The sequence below is a fragment of the Legionella israelensis genome, from assembly GCF_004571175.1.
GTDB lineage: Bacteria > Pseudomonadota > Gammaproteobacteria > Legionellales > Legionellaceae > Legionella_D > Legionella_D israelensis.
The window spans coordinates 1139963-1158365 of sequence record NZ_CP038273.1 but is presented as its reverse complement, the minus strand read 5'-3'; the positions used below and the strand labels follow the sequence as shown (position 1 = coordinate 1158365).

Here is an 18403-nt window from a genome sequence, read left to right as displayed (position 1 = left end):
TTATTATTGCTCATCTTTCTTAAAAACTCATGTTTGCAGCATTTTTCCATTAGAAAATATTGTGCTGGATAACACGGGTTAAAAATCAAAATGAAAATAGGTGTAAATAAGTATATCATAACGTGCATGATGTCGTATTGATAATTGTATGTCCATATCGGAAGCTATGATCTCAAAACAACAAAGCCTGCTGCACTCTACCTCACTGGTATCGGTGATGACCTTATTTTCACGTTTATTCGGATTCGTGCGTGATATGGTCATTGCTCATTTTTTTGGAGCGCAAGCAGGTATGGATGCCTTTTTCGTCGCCTTCAGAATCCCTAATTTTATGCGCCGTTTGTTTGCCGAAGGTGCTTTTTCCCAGGCCTTTGTTCCTGTTCTAGCCGAATATCAGCAGACTCGAAGCGATGCAGATGTCCGTCTTTTTCTCTCTCGTGTTGCCGGGCACCTGACAGCAGTGTTGTCGATGGTAACATTCATTGGCGTATTAATAGCACCAGTGATCATTTTTATTTTTGCACCCGGTTTTAGTCAGGATTCCGGACGGGCTGTTCTTGCCACAGAAATGCTGCGCCTTACCTTTCCTTACTTAATGTTCATTTCCATGACGGCTATGGCCGGTGCTGTTCTCAATACTTATGGTTATTTTGGTGTACCGGCATTTACCCCGGTTTTGCTGAACATTACCATGATCTTGGCTGCCGTTTATTTAAGCCCTCAACTTTCTTTGCCGGTAAAAGGATTGGCCTGGGGGGTATTGATTGCCGGTATAGTTCAGTTTTTGTTTCAACTCCCATTTTTATATCAGCATCGATTATTGGTCAAACCCAGTATTTTCTGGGGGGACTCCGGTGTACGGCAGGTGTTAAAATTGATGGTTCCTGCTTTATTCGGCGTATCAATTGCGCAGATTAATCTAATGATAGACACTATTTTTGCTTCATTTTTAAAAGTGGGTAGCGTATCCTGGCTTTATTACACGGACAGGTTAACCGATTTTCCACTTGGAGTATTTGGGGTTGCTGTCGCTACGGTGATTCTTCCGCACCTCTCACGCCGACATGCTGAGCAAAGCCAGGAAACCTTTTCCCGTTCTCTGGATTGGGCATTACGACTTCTGTTATTGCTTGGCTTACCTGCGGCTTTAGGATTGGCATTTTTCTCCATGCCATTAATCGCCAGCTGTTTTGCTTATGGTAAATTTTCCGCCTATGATTTGCTGATGACACAGAAAAGCCTGATCACACTGGCTCTGGGAGTCCCAGCTTTTATGATGGTGAAAGTTCTGGCTTCGGGTTTTTATGCCTGTCAGGACATTAAAACTCCCGTTAAAATCGGGGCTTTAGCCATGGTGGTTAACAGCATTCTCTGTGCCTTATTGATCTGGCCCTTAGCTCACGCCGGATTGACACTGGCCTCTTCTTTGGCCGGTTATGTAAATAGCGGCATTTTACTACTGCTATTGATTCGTCGTAACATTTATCAGCCTTTAGTCGGCTGGTTTAAGTTTATCCTGCAATTGTTCTTTGCAAGTGCTGTAATGTCATTATATTTAATATGGATGCAGGGAGATGTGAGTTTCTGGTTGAAACAGTCGTTATGGTGGCGGCTGGTTTTACTTTTAGGGCATGTGGCAATGGCCATGATGATTTATTTTATATGTTTGATGCTGGCAGGGATCAGGCCTTCACAATTTCGCGGACAGATTAAGGGATAAAATGAGGATGAAAGCAGAGCAATTTTACCAGGCCAAAAAAGAAAACACCGCTATCCCGTTATCTTTTATATCGCCTGAAGAACTAAAAAAGCAATGGGCTAAGATGTCTGAAAAGGAAAAAATACTGATTCAGCATCAGCAATTTAAAGCAAGCGCGGGTCAGATAGGCTGGTTTATAAATCAGGAAGGCGCCATTCAAAAGATATATATCGGAGTTGAAAAAAACAACAAGGCTAAAGCCCTGGCTCAGGCTGCTCAGCAATTATCTCCGGGGCTCTATCAATTAAGTGAGCCTTTGCCATGTTGTGATTTAATCTACTGGGGGTTAGCCCAGTATTGTTTTAATGTTTACAAAAAAAACGAGGATAAGCCGAGAATTTTACTGCTTGAGGAAGCGGAAAGCTCGGAGGTTTTGTCGCTGGTGGATGCGGTATTCCTGGTTCGTGATTTAATTAATTTTCCCACCAGCGATATGGGGCCTCGGGAATTGGCAGAGAAAGTCATGCAGTTGGCTGAAACCAATGGTGCTGAATTTAAACAGTGGGTAGGCGAGGAATTGCTTAAAGAAAATTATCCTGCCATACATGCTGTTGGGCGTGCGTCGTCATCTGAACCAAGGCTTCTTTCCTTAAACTGGGGAGATAAGAAAGCGCCATTGTTGACTTTGATTGGCAAAGGGGTATGTTTCGACAGCGGTGGTCTCGACATCAAGCCAGCCCAGGCCATGCGTTTAATGAAAAAGGACATGGGTGGAGCAGCACAGGTGTTGGGATTGGCGCAATGGATCATGAGCTCGCAATTGCCCGTACGATTACAAGTATACATCCCCGCCGTTGAAAATGCTGTGGGTCCTGATGCTTTCAGGCCAGGCGATATCATCACCATGCGCAACGGGACTACGGTGGAAGTGGATAATACCGATGCAGAAGGACGCCTGGTTTTAGCCGATGCCTTGGTGAAAGCCTGTGAGGAAAAACCTGAGCTGTTGATTGATTTTGCCACTTTGACAGGCGCCGCCCGCGTTGCAGTGGGTACAGATATTTCCGCTATGTTTTCCAATGATGAAAAGCTGGCAAAAGATATCATGGAAGCTTCCAAGATCGTTAACGACCCTGTCTGGCAGTTGCCTTTATATGAAGCGTATACTGATTTACTGCGCTCACAAATCGCTGATTTATCCAATGGCAATGATTCGCCTTATGCTGGAGCTATTACGGCCGCCTTATTTTTGAAACATTTTATCAGCGAAAATTGTCCTTGGGTTCATTTTGATGTCATGGCATGGAATCTAAGTTCCAAACCCGGTAAGCCTGAAGGAGGAGAAGCTATGGGAATACGTGCGATAGCGCAATATTTGAGACAGCGATTTCAGAATTAAATACATATGCAGTCTTTGGAAAAATATAACCCGCTGAATTACCGCGGCATCGACGGCGATGTCCACACGAAGCTCTGTATAGACCCCGCTATCAAGTAGCGGGGATTCGATCTTAAAAAATGACTTTGGAAAAAATACCATCTCTCGAAATACCGCAGCATTGACCGCGGTATTGTAAGTTACAAAAAATTATATAATGGCCATTAAGAGAGTAGCCCCTTATTGTAAAAATAAAGGGCACGGGCGTGAGCGACCGTCGCGGAATAGGTTTTAACAACCGTCTGGATCAAGGTACTCTAGCCCTGCTCTCGAAACGTTTGAATAGTTGAAAGGACTCTGATTAAAGAACGTCCGCTTACAATCCTAAACAATAAAATTTCGAGGCGCGCATGTCATTATACAGTAATTATATTGGTATCGATATTGGAAAAATTTCTTTTGTTGTAGCGATGTATGGCTCAAAAAAGATATACGAATATGAAAATAATCCGACAGGTATTAAAGCGTTTATAAACGATTTCAAGAGTAAATTAAAATATGCTTTAACTGTATTAGAAACGACAGGTGGTTATGAGATGCAATTATTGCTCACTTTGTGTGAGTCAGGGTTTGCAGTACATCGAGCTAATACACGTAAGGTCAAACGATTTATTCAATCTTATGGCAATGAGGCAAAGACGGATAAACTGGATGCCCTCTCATTGGCTTTATATGGGTATGAGCGAGCACAACGACTAGAACTATTTACTCCTCAATCAACAAAAGCCCTTGCCTTATTTGAGTTGGTGCAGCGTCGTAATGATTTAAAACAAATGCTTGTTGCAGAAAAGAATAGATTAAAAGCTCCTCGCGCGGACATCATCAAAGCGAGCTGTAATGCAATGCTCGAGGTGCTTAATAATCAAATCAAGACCATTACAGATGAAATAAATACCTTGATAGAGGCTGACTCTGTGTTAAGAGAAAAAAAAGCTATTCTAAAAACTATTCCCGGCATAGGGGATATCATTGCTAATGAGCTTCTTGTCTTATTACCAGAATTAGGTTCCTTAACGCGACGTAAAATTGCTTCGCTTGCTGGCCTTGCACCAAAGGCAAATGATAGCGGGCAGTTTAGCGGTTATCGGTGTATTGGTTATGGCAGATGTGGAATTAAGCCCATATTATTCTTAGCTGCCATGGCTGCAAGAAATTCAAATTCTAGCTTAAAATCTTTCTACAATCAGTTAATTTCTTCCGGAAAGAAAAAGATGGTAGCTTTAACTGCTTTAATGCGAAAAATCATTGTTATTGCAAATGCCAGAATAAGAGATTTTAATTCGGGATTATTTTGTGCATGATGATAGATTAATTAAATTTAAAAAAACGGTTAAGACATAGTTGATCCATCCGAAGCTCTGTTTAGACCCCCGCTATCAAGTAGTGGGGACTCGATGATTCGATTTAAAAAACAGCTAAAGTCCAGCTTGTTATAAAAAATATAATATGGTATTATTTTGCTCAATTTGATTTTTGTTTGTTAACTCCATGCCAAACAATAACAATGTATTTACAGAAGACTTTTTAGATTTTATAGGCGATGAAAAACATTTATTAGAGGCTTTAGAACATGTGGATGTCAGTGAGGTGGAGCAACTGGCTCAGTTATCCTCTATTGATTTAAACGATCATTATGCACAACTTTGTCAGCGGGAAAATATTGAATTACTTGCTCTTAAAGCTTTTCAGTCAGGAAAAATAACACGATTACAGATAACCACTTTCCTTGAGGGTCTATATCTTCACCGGCACTTTTCAAATACGTCGGTTATCGCATTACTGGATAAAAAACAGTGCATTCACCCGTTATTGGCTTCTCAGTTGAGAAACATGATTGCAAGCATGTTATTGCCTAGACTATTAACCAATGAGGATATTGAGGATATCATGGGGAGATTTCAGCAGTTCATACTTCAACTGCCTGTCTCTGAACAATTGGTTTTTCAATTCACTGATGACCGCAAAGAATATCGACCGCTTCAGGAATTTTTTATAGGTTCAGGCGTGTTAGCGGAAACCTATAGGGACATGGATCATAACAAGTCTGTGCTTTTTCATCTTTCAATGGGATTACGAGACGCCTTAATGAAAGCTTTATATGGTGAAAACGCCAAAGCGCTCTTCCCACGATTAGGAAGATTTTCCATTGATTTGATCGATGCAGGCATGCATCGAGGTGGCCGATATTCATGTGTTCCCTTTTCAAAAACAGCAGAAACTGAAAGCTTCCATGGGCAAAATGCCGGTGTTTTTTATGCTTTATTGCACGATGAAGTGCATCGTCGACTTATCTCAGCCATTCCCAATCATTTATATCAAGCGGTGTTTCATTCCATTGATTTGATTCGCGAAAAAACAGGGGTGAAATGGTCGCATTTTATCTGGAACATGGTGGATCTCGAATTTCAGTCTAATGATCAAAATACCAATGGAAAAATGGAGGATACGGCTTCCTCAACAAGGGCTTTCTGTGAAATTCTCTCAGAAAAAACTGCTGACACAGGATGAACAGTTTGGTCTTTTTACCGCTTCACCGAAAAACATTTCAATCTGGATATTATTGCTGGATATATTCGAACATCCTGATGCCTGGAAGCGTTATGGAGTGGTAGCTGAACACTTAACAATACCTTATTTATCTCTTTTTCAGCAGATTGAAGCCCGGCAGAAACAACTTGCAGGTAAAACCTTGGCAGAAAAAGTACTTTATTTATACGCTTCCTGTCTCGAAAATGAAAGCTATGAAACCAGTTATTCCTTACGATTTACAGTAAAAGGAGCAAAAGGCAGAAAAGCGATTGTGATGACAACCGACTCTCCTGAAGAAGATAAAAAATTTAAGGAACTATCCGAGTCGGACTGCCAGCTATCCTGGTCTGAAAAAGTATACCTTTCAAACCCACTTGTTTCTATAGATAAATACCTGGTTCGAGGATATTGGGATCTTGAAAAATTGTTGGATATTTATCCTTTACATTTCAGAGAAATCGCTCAAAGGATAATTGATGATGGTTTAATAAAGGTGTTCGATGGAGATCGTTTTGTCGAAATGGTAGAACGTTTCCCCTCTTCTATTCAAAAAGAGCTTATTAACGCATTATTTGCTAATCCCTATTACCTAAGTGATATTTTCTCTGATATTTTATCGTTAAAAACGCTTTGTACGCTTGAAGGCGTAAAGGAAAGAATTTTACCTGAAATTCTGAAGTCGACGGAGTTATTAGAATCAGTGACTGTAGGCTTTCATCCTGAACAGATTGATATGCTGATTAAATTTTTTCCAGAGCATGGCAGAGAAATTTCAGAAAAAATTAAGGAAAGGGCTGAATCTGCAACTAAGGTAAATTTGTTCTTTGGACAGAAAACAGCATTTAATTTTTTTGTCAATAAAATCATTAATTTCGAAAAAAGCGATCCAAATAACTTAAAAGAAAATCAAAATCATATTGAAAAATTCAATAAGAATTTCTTCTGACCCTTAACATTTGTAAGTTACCAATCTAAATGATGAACATGGAGTTCAAAGTTTAAAGCACGATATTCTCGATAAAGTTGTCGGCTACACTCTTTCGAAGTGTCATCGTTTGCTACAATTTCGATAATTCGTTGAAAGCGGGAATGGAATGAAGGCATGCTCCCTGACATGTTCATTAAAATGTCATTAAACCCACGTGGCTCGCCCGCATGACCTATTTGAATGGGGGGAGGTGGCTCCGGGCCTTCGCCTTGCAGATTATGAGGGACAAAGCTATCTTCCCGATAGGTCCATAACCGTTCATCCAATTTTTCAGCTTCCTGCTGACTTGAGCAAAAGACAAAAACCTGACGGCCTTTAAAATAAGCCTTTTCAAGCAAGCGACAGGCCACCAGCCAGCGATGGTCTGGCTGATGCTGGTTCAGCAGATAAAAATCAACTCTCATGAGCACTCTGGCGAAGCAATTGAGTTAACAAGGGAACCGGTCTGCCGGTGGCATGATGATTCTTCCCCGATGTCCAGGCCGTTCCGGCAATGTCCAGATGCGCCCAACGGTATTTTTTCGTAAATCTTGACAGGAAGCAGGCTGCGGTAATGCTGCCAGCGGAGCGGTCAAAGCTGGCATTTACAATATCAGCAAGCGAACTGTCCATGGCCTCTTGATAAGCATCATCCAGAGGCATTCTCCAGGCTTTATCCTGACTGTATTCAGCAGACTCATTAATTAAAGAAGCCAGCTCCTCATCTTGAGTCATAAAACCAGTAGCGACACTGCCAAGGGCAATCACCATGGCTCCGGTTAGAGTGGCAATATCGAGAACAAACTGCGGATTAAAACGCTCTGCATAGGTGAGAGCATCGGCTAATACCAGCCGGCCTTCCGCGTCTGTATTGATGATCTCAATGGTTTGTCCGGACATGCTGGTGACAATATCACCTGGTTTAACGGCTTTGCCGCTTAACATGTTCTCAGCACAGGGTACTAAACCTATAACATTAAGGGGTAAATTAAGCAAGGCACAGGCTTTAATGGTACCTAAAACACTCGCGCCGCCTGCCATATCGTACTTCATTTCGTCCATGGATTGTGCGGGCTTTATGGAAATACCGCCGCTATCAAATGTAATGCCTTTACCCACCAGGACAATGGGAGCAGTTCCAGGATTTCCCTGATACTGTACCTCGATAAGCCGCGGTGGCTCATCAGAACCTTTTGCCACAGCCAGTAAAGACCCCATGCCCATCTTCTGCATGTCTTCTGGCCCTATAATATTCGTTGTGATCTGGGGATGATCTTTTGAGAGTTCCCTGGCTTTTTCAGCCAGATAGGACGGCGTGCAGATATTCGCTGGTAAATTGGCGAGTGTTCGACAAAAGCTGATCCCTTCAGCAATACTTTGCGCTTCCTGTAAGGCTTTTTCACTGGCATCAGGCACATAGAAACTGATTTTTTCCAGTCGATGAGCACTATTATTTTTCTTTTTAAAATCAAGAAGTTGATAGCGCTGATAATCCGTTTGTAACAACATTTGCTCCAATTGCCAGTCGGCTGAATGAGAGGATAATTGCGGCATGCAAATGGTAGCGGAGTGAATCTTCTGTTTAACCAGCTGATTGATAATTTCCTTCATGCGCTTTTTTAATGAGGAAGGATTATAGTCTTTGTGTTTTCCGCAATGAATTAAGAACAAACTATGTCCTTGTACGTCAGCCTGCCATAAAAAATCACCTGGTTCATGCAGTTTTTGGCTAAGTCGTTCAAGCAATCTATCCGTCGTTTTGTTAAGATCCTTAAGAAAGTCATTAAACTGGCCGTTTTGCAAAATACCTATCACCAGACATTCATTGGCAGTGAGTTCCGGTTGATGTATTAATCCATAGTTCATGATGATTTCCTTAGATGGATAAAATGACTCTTAGTTTACCTGGGTTGTATTGAGTTTTCTACTCCGTTGAGTTTCCATTATGATGTCTTACGCGCTATTGCAAGGCTCGAATTTCGATGTTTTCATGTCTGAGGATAAATTATAATTGTACATTTGAGCCTCCGAAGTATGGGAAAAAATTATACAATGAGGTAAAATAAACCTTTTTTTAGATTTTTACAGGATGTTCGATGAAGTCCCGGGAACGAGGAGCTGGAAAATTGAACATTGCGTAAATTTATTTTCATCGATCATTAGGATAATTCGTGCTGATATTTCGCTATCTGGCAAAAGAAGTCTTTATAACCTTAGTGTCATTAACCAGCATTCTGATGCTCATTTTTATGAGCAATCAGTTTGTGCGTTACTTAAACCGTGCAGCAAGCGGCAATATTCCGGGTGTTATCATCATGAAGTTAATGATGCTGGAATTGCCTACTTTAATAGGATTATTGCTGCCTTTAGGTTTTTACGTGGCCTTGCTGATTGCCTACGGCCGATTGTATGCTGAAAGTGAAATGACCGTGCTGCGAGCCTGCGGCTATAGTTCGGGGCAGTTGCTGAAGCACAGTTTTATTATGGCAACGGTGGTGGCTGTGATTGTTGCTCTTATCATGATATGGGCCAGCCCAGGAATTGCCGTTGAACGTGCCAAATTATTACGCTCTTCCGGGGTACAGACATTGATTCAAACCATTGTACCAGGACGCTTTCAAGCTGTTTCAGGAGGTAAGCATGTGTTTTATGTGGAATCGATGTCTCGTGATCACACTAAGGCAAAGCATATCTTTCTCGCTGGATTGCAGGCGAAAAACACTGGACTGCAATGGGATGTCCTATGGGCTGACAAGGCTTATGCAGAAACGGATCCTCAAACCTCGGAAGATTACATTGTTTTGCATGACGGTAAGGAATATGAGGGCGTGCCAGGGCAAGCCAGTTATCAGGTGGCGGAATTTAAACAATACAAGGCGCGTTTACCGCATCCTGTGATCGCTGTGAATAAAGATATTCGTACCGTTAAAACATCAGAGTTATGGCCGCTTAATAATTCCGATAAAGTAAAGGCGGCGGAGTTGCAATGGCGATTTTCAGTTCCTATCATGGTACTGACCTTAACTTTGATCGCCGTGCCTTTAAGTCGAGTCAATCCACGAGCTGGAAAATTTGCCAAATTGCTTCCGGCCATCGTGATCTATATTATTTACGCCAATTTTATGTTCATTGGACGTGATGCAATGATGGATGGCAAAATTCCGGTTTGGGTTGGCATGTGGTGGTTGCATTTATCTGTGTTGGCTTTGGGATTTTTTTTAGTCTGGCGTAATCGGATAAAAATGGCATGAAACTTCTGGACCGCTACATTGCAAAAACCGTTTTGTCTGCCATTGCTTTAGTGACCTTAATGCTGGCTGGACTGCAGATCTTTATTTTGTTTGTCAATCAGTTGGATGATTTGGGCAAAGCAGATTTTGGGATTGTACAAGCGGCTTTTTTTGTATTACTGCAAATGCCTTACCAGGTTTACCTGTTTTTCCCTATGGCCAGTCTGTTAGGATGTTTGATTGGTCTTGGTATTTTAGCCAATCATAGTGAGTTGGTCGTCATGCGCGCTGCTGGAATGTCTATCACTCAAATTACCCTGGCCATATTTAAAGTCTCTGTATTGCTCATTTTACTGGTGACCGTTATAGGTGAAATGTTTATACCGCGTATGGCTTCTTATGCCAATGATTTTAAAATGTCCAGTTTAAGTAAGGGACAGACCTTGCGTACGGCGAAAGGTGTCTGGCTTCGCGATCAAAACCGCTTCATTATGATTGGTGCGATCATGCCAAACCATGTCCTGCGGCTGGTTTATCAGTTTCAATTTGATACAGAACACAGGATGCAATCTGCTCGTCTCATCGATCAAATCAGGCTTGAAAACAAACATTGGCAAGCTTATAACATAAATGAAACACGTTTCCATAAGGATAATCGTACTTCATCTCATCATATAGACAGTATGCCCTGGGATGTGGCAGTGAATCCTGCGGTGCTTAGCATCAGCGGCAATGAGCCAGATGAAATGTCCCTCAAGCAGCTCAGACGATTTATCAGGGAGCAGAAACGCAATAAACAAAATGTCATGGACTATAAGCTCGCTTATTGGCAGCGATTAATACAACCATTAACGACAATGGTCATGATGATATTGGCTATTCCTTTTATTTTTGGCCCTTTACGCTCTTCGACCATGGGATCGAAATTTTTAATCGGTGCCACCGTAGGCTTTGGTTTTTATATCGTTAATCGCTTTTTTGGCCCAGTCAGTATGGTGTACCAATGGCCGGCGGAACTTGCTGCTGTGGGACCTACGTTGATGTTTAGTATTATTGGTGTTTATCTTATGCGACGGGTACGTTGAATGGTTGCTTTTCGACAATTATTAGAAGCCTTGCTGAATCCTTTTTTCTTATGTATTCTGTTGTTTGGCATTGTTTTTATCGTTTTGTGCCTTAAAGGCTACAGTCATTCACTACGCCTTCTTCTGGGTTTGATTCTGGTTATTTTGTTGGCATTAAGTACCGGCTGGCTTCCCAGGTATTTAACTCATCGACTGGAAAACCAATATCCCATCATCGAGGAAGTAAATCCAGATATACACTGGATCGTAGTGTTAAGCGGCGGCCAGGCCTCGGTACAAAACATACCGGCCAATATGCTATTGTATAACTCAAGTATTCGGCGTCTGGTGGAGGGAGTGAGACTTTTTAGACAATTGCCCAAAGCACAGTTACTGCTTTCTGGAGGCAGTCATGATGAAAACAGGTCGGAAGCCTTTCATTTAAGCCAGCTTGCTCGTTGGTTTGCTATTCCTGAGCATCGCCTACAGCAAGAGCCGTTTTCATTAAATACGGCGGACCAGGCGCGAGAGATTAAAAAAATAGTAGGCGAGCAACCTTTTTATCTAGTGACGGCAGCAAGCCATATGCCAAGAGCAATGGCTTTATGCCGGAAGCAAGGGCTACATCCCATTGCCGCACCTACAGATCACACTTTTTACTGGAATGATGAACGTTGGCAAAAAACCTGGATACCCGATGCTCATAATATAGTGTATTTTAACATTGCCTTACATGAATTACTGGGAATGTTATGGGGAAAGCTGACGGGGCAGATCTGATGTCACTGATGCTTTTTTAACATTAAAATTTGAATGACGGGTATAATGTTTAGCCAGAAATCGGTAAAATAAGTCACTTTATCTTAGATTTGTTGTAAATATGCCAAAACGAACTGATATAAAATCCATCCTGATACTTGGAGCAGGGCCGATCGTCATAGGTCAGGCCTGTGAATTTGATTATTCTGGAACACAGGCTGTGCGAGCGCTTAAAGAGGAAGGTTATCGCGTTATACTGGTGAATTCCAATCCTGCCACCATTATGACCGATCCTGAGCTTGCCGATTCCACTTATATAGAGCCTGTGCAATGGCAAGAGGTCGCCAGGATCATTGAAAAAGAACGACCGGACGCACTGCTGCCGACCATGGGGGGGCAGACTGCACTGAATTGTGCCCTGGATCTGGTTCGTGAAGGCGTATTGGCTAAGTACTCTGTGGAAATGATAGGCGCTACCCGGGAAGCGATTGACCGGGCCGAAGATCGTGATCAGTTTCGCAAACTGATGGCAGAAATTGGTCTGGAAATGCCTCGTTCAGCCATTGCTCATAGCCTTGAGGAGGCGCATCAGGTTCAGGCGCAATTAGGATATCCTGTCATTATCCGTCCTTCCTTTACCATGGGAGGAAGCGGTGGTGGAATTGCTTATAACCGTGAAGAGTTTGAGGAAATATGCAGCCGTGGGCTGGAACTGTCTCCGACTCACGAATTATTGATTGATGAATCGGTTCTTGGCTGGAAAGAGTACGAAATGGAGGTTGTCAGGGATAAAAATGATAATTGCATTATCGTTTGTTCCATAGAAAATTTTGACCCGATGGGTGTGCACACAGGAGACTCTATTACGGTAGCTCCGGCACAAACCTTAACCGATAAAGAATATCAACGCATGCGTGATGCAGCGATTCTTGTTCTTCGGGCCGTAGGGGTAGATACAGGGGGTTCTAACGTTCAGTTTGCCATTAATCCTGATGATGGAAGGATGCTTGTGGTTGAAATGAATCCTCGTGTTTCTCGAAGTTCTGCCCTTGCTTCCAAGGCCACCGGATTTCCCATTGCTAAAGTCGCGGCTAAGTTGGCTGTAGGTTATACTCTGGATGAACTGAAAAATGACATTACCTGCGGCAAAACGCCAGCTTCTTTTGAGCCAACAATTGATTATGTGGTGACCAAAATCCCACGTTTCAATTTTGACAAATTCCCACAGACCTCCACCACACTTTCCACTCAGATGAAATCGGTGGGAGAGGTGATGGCCATTGGCTCCAGTTTTCAGGAATCCTTACAAAAAGCGATTCGAGGTTTGGAAATTGATCGTTCAGGTTTGATTCCTCTATTTACAGAGGAAGATAAAACTTTATTACGTGGACATTTGCGAGAACCAACACCAGACAGACTTTGGTACATCGCCGATGCGTTTCGTTATGGCCTGTCTATCGAAGATGTTTACGCTGAATGTAAAATAGATCCTTGGTTTCTGGCGCAGTTGGAAGAGTTGGTTGTCCTGGAAAGAAGCATCTCCGGCAAGTCACTGAATGAAATCGATACAACGTTTCTGAAATTATTAAAAAAACGCGGCTTTTCCGATGCCCGCATTGCTTCTTTAACAGGCAGTAAGGAAGAAGAGGTCAGAGCTTACCGGCATGAGATGGGCGTGCTTCCGGTATACAAGCGCATTGATTCCTGTGCCGCGGAATTTCCGAGCGATACCGCTTATTTGTACTCTTGTTATGAGGCGGTATGCGAAGCTCGTCCTGAAAAAGATAAAAGAAAAATCATGATATTAGGAGGCGGACCTAACCGAATTGGTCAGGGAATTGAGTTTGATTATTGCTGTGTTCATGCGGCAATGGCCTTAAAGGAGGCAGGATATCAAACCATTATGGTGAATTGTAATCCTGAAACGGTTTCCACGGACGTTGATATTTCCGACCGCTTGTATTTTGAGCCTTTAACTTTGGAAGATGTATTGTCCATTGTTCAGCTTGAAGAGCCCATGGGAGTTATAGTGCACTATGGGGGACAAACACCCCTCAAATTGGCAAAATCCTTAGAAGCCAATAGGGTGAACATCATCGGCACCTCACCGGATGCCATTGATCAGGCTGAAGATCGTGAGCGTTTTCAAAAACTGGTCGGCGAGTTACATCTGCATCAGCCGGCGAATGGGACCGTCCGCAGTGAAACGGAAGCCTTGCAACTGGCTGAGAAGATCGGCTATCCCTTGGTTGTTCGCCCGTCTTATGTTTTAGGAGGCAGGGCTATGGAAATTGTCTATCATGAAAATGAGTTACGGGACTATTTAGGGCATGCGGTGGAGGTGTCTAATGACTCACCCGTATTGCTGGATCGTTTTTTGAATGATGCTATTGAAGTGGATATTGATGCCGTTTGTGATGGCAAAGAGGTGATGATTGGTGGGATAATGGAGCATATTGAGCAGGCAGGTGTTCATTCAGGTGATTCTGCCTGTACCTTACCGCCATATAGCTTAAGTTCGGTTGTACAACAGGATTTAATTGAACAACTAAGACAAATGGCTCTGAAATTGGGTGTGGTCGGATTGATCAATGCCCAATTTGCCATCCAGGCTGATGATATTTATGTTCTGGAAGTTAATCCGCGTGCTTCAAGGACTGTTCCTTTTGTCTCCAAGGCCACCGGTTTACCTCTTGCCAAGATTGCAGCTCTTTGTAAAGCCGGTAAGAGTTTAAAACAACAAGGGTTAAGACAGCATTATCCAATGCCTGCTTTTTATTCTGTTAAACTGCCAGTCTTCCCTTTTGTTAAATTTTCTGGGGTTGATTCCATTTTGGGGCCGGAAATGAAATCCACCGGTGAGGTGATGGGTATTGCCAGGCGCTTTGGACAAGCGTATTCTAAAGCTCAGTATGGTGCAGGTTCTAATATTCTTAAGCGTCGCAGAGCTTTCGTTTCTGTTCGCGATGCAGATAAAACCCGTGTGGGTGAAATTGCTAAGCGGCTGATTGAACTGGGTTTTGAAATCATTGCCACACGTGGGACGGCTTTAGTTATTCAGGCTGCGGGTATTGATTGCAGACGCGTATTTAAGGTTGCAGAAGGACGGCCTCATGTGGTTGACTATATTAAAAACAATGAAATTGATTTTATTGTGAATACCACCGAAGGCTGTCAGGCGATTGCTGACTCCTTTGCTATACGCCGTAATGCCCTTCAGCACAAAGTCAGTTATACAACAACATTATCGGGCGCTGAGGCGGCTTGTTTGGCAATGAAATATGAGGATCGGGAAACGGTGACCCGATTGCAGGATTTGCATTAGGCCATGTTTTTAGAAGGTTTCTTGGTTGTAAATTGAGGCTGATTTGCTTAAATTTTATTTTGACCTCATTAAATAGAAATAGCTATTCGTCTCGGTCAAAAATAATTTGAGTTAAATCATTCCCATTTTTTGAGAAATATCAGGACTACACGGCCTAAGTCGTGGGGTAATGTTATCATTTGAGTCGTAAATCTTTGGTTTTCTTCGCTTTGTGATTTTTGCAAGGCTCTAAAATTCAGAGTTACCCACTCAAGTCAATCTTTTATCCCATGATCAGGTATAAAACTCTATTAGAGGTGATTATGAAAAAATATCCTATGACTGTAAAAGGTGCAGAGGCGCTTAAAGAAGAATTAAAACGTTTAAAATCTGTAGAACGCCCAAGAATTATTGAGGCTATTGCCACGGCGAGAGCGCATGGTGATTTAAAAGAAAATGCTGAATACCATGCGGCCAGAGAAGAGCAAAGTTTTAATGAAGGACGTATTCAGGAGCTGGAAGAGAAGCTGGCCAATGCACAGATCGTTGATGTCAGTAAGTTGTCGAATGAAGGTAAAGTGGTTTTTGGCTCAACGGTTAAAATATGCCATGTATCTACAGATTCAGAACTGATTTACCAGATTGTTGGGGAAGATGAAGCTGACATTAAGGTAAATAAGATATCCTACAGTTCCCCCATTGGCCGAGCCTTAATTGGTAAGGAAATTGACGATACGGTCACGGTGAATACTCCGGGAGGTATGGTTGAATATGAAATCATTGAAGTGAAATATGTTTAACCTTTTGGCTTTTTCTTGCTTTTTGGGAAAAATTTTTAGATTAGGCTGTGAGAAAGCTTCTCTCAGGTGAAGTTTTTTTTCGACTGGTGATTTGGACACCGTGGCATCGACCGCGGTATGCGAAGTTCCGTATGGACCCCGCTATCAAGTAGCGGGGATTCGATCCCTAAAAAATGGCTAAAATTAAGAGATAGCTATGTGAGCACTTTGAAGGCTTATTTTTGTTCAAAATGGACCAAATACGGCCGCTCAAGGCAGGGGGTTGATCTCTTACAACAGAACTTAGGATAAATAATAAAAAGGATTGGGAAGCTTAAAGCCCATTTGAGTATAGCCACCTTCAATATCACTGACTTGATCTCCAATGGAAGCAATGATGATATAGCCTTTCCGAGTAATTTCAGCTCGCTTCTGAGTTTTATACCGGAGGGCGGGAAGAGTTTTTTGTGCATTGGATTTCAGGTAAAGACCAGACCAGTTTCTGTAGCCTGCTTTATGAAGATTTTTAATGGTTGCAGTGCGCTCATCCTCCGTTCTGCCCGTGATGAAAAAGACATGGATACCGTGCTTTATAGCATCATTGTATAAGGCCCGCATAGGCAAAATGGCAGGAGCGTCTGCTTTAAGAATTTCCTGATGAACCTGTTTTGGGTTATTGCTGAAATCTCGCTGTAAAAGATACTTATAATTGGAAAGACTGGTTTCATCAATATCCAGAACAATGGCCAGCTTTTGACCTTTCCTGTAATGTTTCGCCTGTTGGAGAATCAATTGATGTGCTCTGTCGATTGCTCTGGTAAGTTCCTGTTGATAGGCTCCTGAATCATGATATTGGATTAGCATTTGCTTGGCTAAGCCTAAATTATAGGGTTCTGCATAAGAGACTTGGTAAAACAGGGAAGCAAAAAATAAGGTCAAGAAGAATTGCCGAATACAGGGGAGAGTATTTTTCATTCAATGAGCCAATTAATTGTTAAGAGCAACTTATTATATCGCTAAAACCTTGTCTGTCAATTCAATACATCGTGTTGGCTTATTTTCCTATAAGATCCTTGTTTGCTGTGATAGTTTAAATTTTGATCATTATCGGTTATAATTCTGCCCTTTTTACGATCTTATAGGCGTTAAAATGTTAAAAACGAAAATAGCGAATACCAAATCAAATGCTTTAAACATCAGGGTGATAAATAACTTGCCCTATAAGGCAGACACTACAGAATTTTCATTAAGACCGGTTCATGACGTGTTTACAGAGGAGTGTATCGGATGGACAGATATGCCGATTATAGGAGAAAGTCTCGCTCATGAGCAAAATATTGATCCGGAACAATTTGAACTCAGTTTTCGCAAGGAATTTGCCGATTATCTGCACAATCAGCAAGCTATTTTGGATTTGTTGGCGTTGGCGGACATGGGAAAGTATGGAAAGGGACTTTTTGCCTTTCAGGATATTCCTGAAGGTACGGTTCTTGGTGTTTATACCGGTGAGATTCTTTCCTTAAAAGACAATACACCTTCTGATTATGCTTTGGGAATGCTAACCCACAATACCAGTAGTCAACATACAATAGCCGCCCGGAAAGATAACTTATTGGCCGTTGATGCTTTAAATTATGGAAACTTGACTCGTTATATGCAGCATTTGGTCAATAAAGACAACATAGAATATCATTTCACCAATGATCTTAAAAAAATTCAAACCGCTAATGTTCAATTAAAAGTGAAGCTAATAGCAAATGTGCCTGTTTTTTATCTTGTTGCCTCTGAAAACATCCCTAAACATTCCATCATCGGGTTTGATTATACCTTGCAATACTGGAAGGCCAAGAAACAACAGCCTGCTTTTTTTACACATAATGGCGAGGAAATTTCTGATTGTGTCCCATATAAAGAGTGGTCTCCCAAAGTACTGAATATAGCTACGCTGGTTACCGAGATATTTCATGCTTTGGCAAAAGCCGAGGGCAAATTAAACAAAGAAGATTTGCTTTTATATTGGCAGGCCTTTACAACGGCAACAAACGTTTTAATTGATGAAGATAAAGAAATCATTGAAGAATTGAAAGAATTTAAAATCGGCAATGACTTGTTGATGGACGTTTTAAAAGCCTTGATTTCTCAGCTACCTGTGTCTTTAATGCAAGAGGATATTCAGCAAAAAATAAACCTGCTCGGTATACCGAAAACAGCCGCAGCGGATTTGACTCCTGCTATAAAGATATTAGGGCGTGATTCAGCCGTTTATGCTTTGTATAAAGAAATAAAACCTGAAATTATAGGAAACCTTGATCACATGAGAAGACAAGTTTTTGGACAATTATCCACAGATGCTGAATTCAAATTGCATCTGAAAGCGATGTCGTCTGTAGAATGGAAATCCAAACAAAGTGAAAATCGTTATACTTTCTGGTCTATTGGCGATAAAAAGACCATGGATAAAGTGGATGAAATACTGACAGAACATCATATTGAGCATAGAAAGGGACAGATTAAAGGAAAGGATGAATACTCCGTTCAAATTGCAAAAACCTTTTAAATCATCTTGATGCAGCCATAGGCTGTATCAAGGCATTCATCTGCTATTATGAAAGTTTCCCATTCAGTTATTTTAGT

14 protein-coding genes are annotated in these 18403 nt (G+C 41.8%); 11 read left to right on the top strand and 3 right to left on the bottom strand.

Annotated elements, in window-relative coordinates:
• Nucleotides 1–148 precede the first annotated feature (148 nt).
• The 5 genes from murJ (at nt 149) to E4T55_RS05035 (ending at nt 6612) form a co-directional block, all read left to right on the top strand.
• On the top strand, nt 149–1720 hold the full coding sequence (murJ, locus tag E4T55_RS05055; RefSeq protein WP_058501772.1) for a murein biosynthesis integral membrane protein MurJ: 1572 nt from the start codon (nt 149–151) through the stop codon (nt 1718–1720).
• Nucleotides 1721–1727: 7 nt separating this feature from the next.
• Nucleotides 1728–3098, top strand: coding sequence for a leucyl aminopeptidase family protein (locus tag E4T55_RS05050; protein WP_058501775.1), 1371 nt, complete (start codon nt 1728–1730; stop codon nt 3096–3098).
• Between the two features lie 389 nt (nt 3099–3487).
• On the top strand, nt 3488–4438 hold the full coding sequence (locus E4T55_RS05045) for an IS110 family RNA-guided transposase (RefSeq protein ID WP_115325220.1): 951 nt from the start codon (nt 3488–3490) through the stop codon (nt 4436–4438).
• Nucleotides 4439–4625: 187 nt separating this feature from the next.
• Nucleotides 4626–5645 (top strand): hypothetical protein, encoded by a 1020-nt coding sequence (locus E4T55_RS05040; protein ID WP_058500704.1) that lies wholly within the window; start codon nt 4626–4628, stop codon nt 5643–5645.
• The gene (locus E4T55_RS05035; protein WP_058500703.1) at nt 5608–6612 is read left to right on the top strand and encodes a hypothetical protein; all 1005 of its coding nucleotides are present in this window, start codon (nt 5608–5610) and stop codon (nt 6610–6612) included. The genes E4T55_RS05040 and E4T55_RS05035 overlap by 38 nt, the downstream gene beginning before the upstream one ends.
• Nucleotides 6613–6629: 17 nt before the next feature.
• Here the strand turns inward: E4T55_RS05035 and E4T55_RS05030 are convergent, their stop codons facing one another.
• Complete coding sequence (locus E4T55_RS05030; protein WP_058500702.1) at nt 6630–7058, bottom strand: DNA polymerase III subunit chi; 429 nt, start codon at nt 7056–7058, stop codon at nt 6630–6632.
• Nucleotides 7048–8499: a leucyl aminopeptidase gene (locus tag E4T55_RS05025; RefSeq protein WP_058500701.1), complete on the bottom strand. Its 1452-nt coding sequence runs from the start codon at nt 8497–8499 to the stop codon at nt 7048–7050. The genes E4T55_RS05030 and E4T55_RS05025 overlap by 11 nt, the downstream gene beginning before the upstream one ends.
• A gap of 305 nt (nt 8500–8804) precedes the next feature.
• On the opposite strand from E4T55_RS05025, the gene lptF reads away from it, so the two are divergent.
• The 5 genes from lptF to greA all read left to right on the top strand — a co-directional run bounded on the left by lptF (nt 8805) and on the right by greA (nt 15790).
• The gene (gene lptF / locus E4T55_RS05020) at nt 8805–9884 is read left to right on the top strand and encodes an LPS export ABC transporter permease LptF (protein ID WP_058500700.1); all 1080 of its coding nucleotides are present in this window, start codon (nt 8805–8807) and stop codon (nt 9882–9884) included.
• Nucleotides 9881–10948: an LPS export ABC transporter permease LptG gene (gene lptG / locus E4T55_RS05015; RefSeq protein WP_058500699.1), complete on the top strand. Its 1068-nt coding sequence runs from the start codon at nt 9881–9883 to the stop codon at nt 10946–10948. The genes lptF and lptG overlap by 4 nt, the downstream gene beginning before the upstream one ends.
• Nucleotides 10949–11707, top strand: a complete 759-nt coding sequence (locus tag E4T55_RS05010) for a YdcF family protein (RefSeq protein ID WP_058500698.1) — start codon at nt 10949–10951, stop codon at nt 11705–11707.
• Between the two features lie 100 nt (nt 11708–11807).
• Nucleotides 11808–15011: a carbamoyl-phosphate synthase large subunit gene (carB, locus tag E4T55_RS05005; protein WP_058500697.1), complete on the top strand. Its 3204-nt coding sequence runs from the start codon at nt 11808–11810 to the stop codon at nt 15009–15011.
• 302 nt (nt 15012–15313) lie between these two features.
• On the top strand, nt 15314–15790 hold the full coding sequence (greA, locus tag E4T55_RS05000; RefSeq protein WP_058500696.1) for a transcription elongation factor GreA: 477 nt from the start codon (nt 15314–15316) through the stop codon (nt 15788–15790).
• Nucleotides 15791–16072: 282 nt separating this feature from the next.
• On the opposite strand, the gene E4T55_RS04995 is transcribed toward greA, so the two are convergent.
• Nucleotides 16073–16744, bottom strand: coding sequence for an HAD family acid phosphatase (locus tag E4T55_RS04995; protein ID WP_058500695.1), 672 nt, complete (start codon nt 16742–16744; stop codon nt 16073–16075).
• A 175-nt stretch (nt 16745–16919) separates the two neighbouring features.
• Between E4T55_RS04995 and E4T55_RS04990 the strand changes: the two genes are divergently transcribed.
• Nucleotides 16920–18326: an SET domain-containing protein-lysine N-methyltransferase gene (locus E4T55_RS04990; RefSeq protein WP_058500694.1), complete on the top strand. Its 1407-nt coding sequence runs from the start codon at nt 16920–16922 to the stop codon at nt 18324–18326.
• The last annotated feature ends 77 nt before the right edge of the window (nt 18327–18403 follow it).

What these genes read in the sequence shown, in the direction of transcription:
- lptG (WP_058500699.1), top strand. Translation starts at nt 9,881, where the DNA reads ATGAAACTTCTGGACCGCTACATTGCAAAAACCGTTTTGTCTGCCATT.
- E4T55_RS05050 (WP_058501775.1), top strand. Translation starts at nt 1,728, where the DNA reads ATGAAAGCAGAGCAATTTTACCAGGCCAAAAAAGAAAACACCGCTATC.
- murJ (WP_058501772.1), top strand. Translation starts at nt 149, where the DNA reads ATGTCCATATCGGAAGCTATGATCTCAAAACAACAAAGCCTGCTGCAC.
- E4T55_RS05010 (WP_058500698.1), top strand. Translation starts at nt 10,949, where the DNA reads ATGGTTGCTTTTCGACAATTATTAGAAGCCTTGCTGAATCCTTTTTTC.
- E4T55_RS05030 (WP_058500702.1), bottom strand. Translation starts at nt 7,058, where the DNA reads ATGAGAGTTGATTTTTATCTGCTGAACCAGCATCAGCCAGACCATCGC.
- E4T55_RS04995 (WP_058500695.1), bottom strand. Translation starts at nt 16,744, where the DNA reads ATGAAAAATACTCTCCCCTGTATTCGGCAATTCTTCTTGACCTTATTT.
- E4T55_RS04990 (WP_058500694.1), top strand. Translation starts at nt 16,920, where the DNA reads ATGTTAAAAACGAAAATAGCGAATACCAAATCAAATGCTTTAAACATC.
- greA (WP_058500696.1), top strand. Translation starts at nt 15,314, where the DNA reads ATGAAAAAATATCCTATGACTGTAAAAGGTGCAGAGGCGCTTAAAGAA.
- E4T55_RS05040 (WP_058500704.1), top strand. Translation starts at nt 4,626, where the DNA reads ATGCCAAACAATAACAATGTATTTACAGAAGACTTTTTAGATTTTATA.
- carB (WP_058500697.1), top strand. Translation starts at nt 11,808, where the DNA reads ATGCCAAAACGAACTGATATAAAATCCATCCTGATACTTGGAGCAGGG.
- E4T55_RS05045 (WP_115325220.1), top strand. Translation starts at nt 3,488, where the DNA reads ATGTCATTATACAGTAATTATATTGGTATCGATATTGGAAAAATTTCT.
- E4T55_RS05025 (WP_058500701.1), bottom strand. Translation starts at nt 8,499, where the DNA reads ATGAACTATGGATTAATACATCAACCGGAACTCACTGCCAATGAATGT.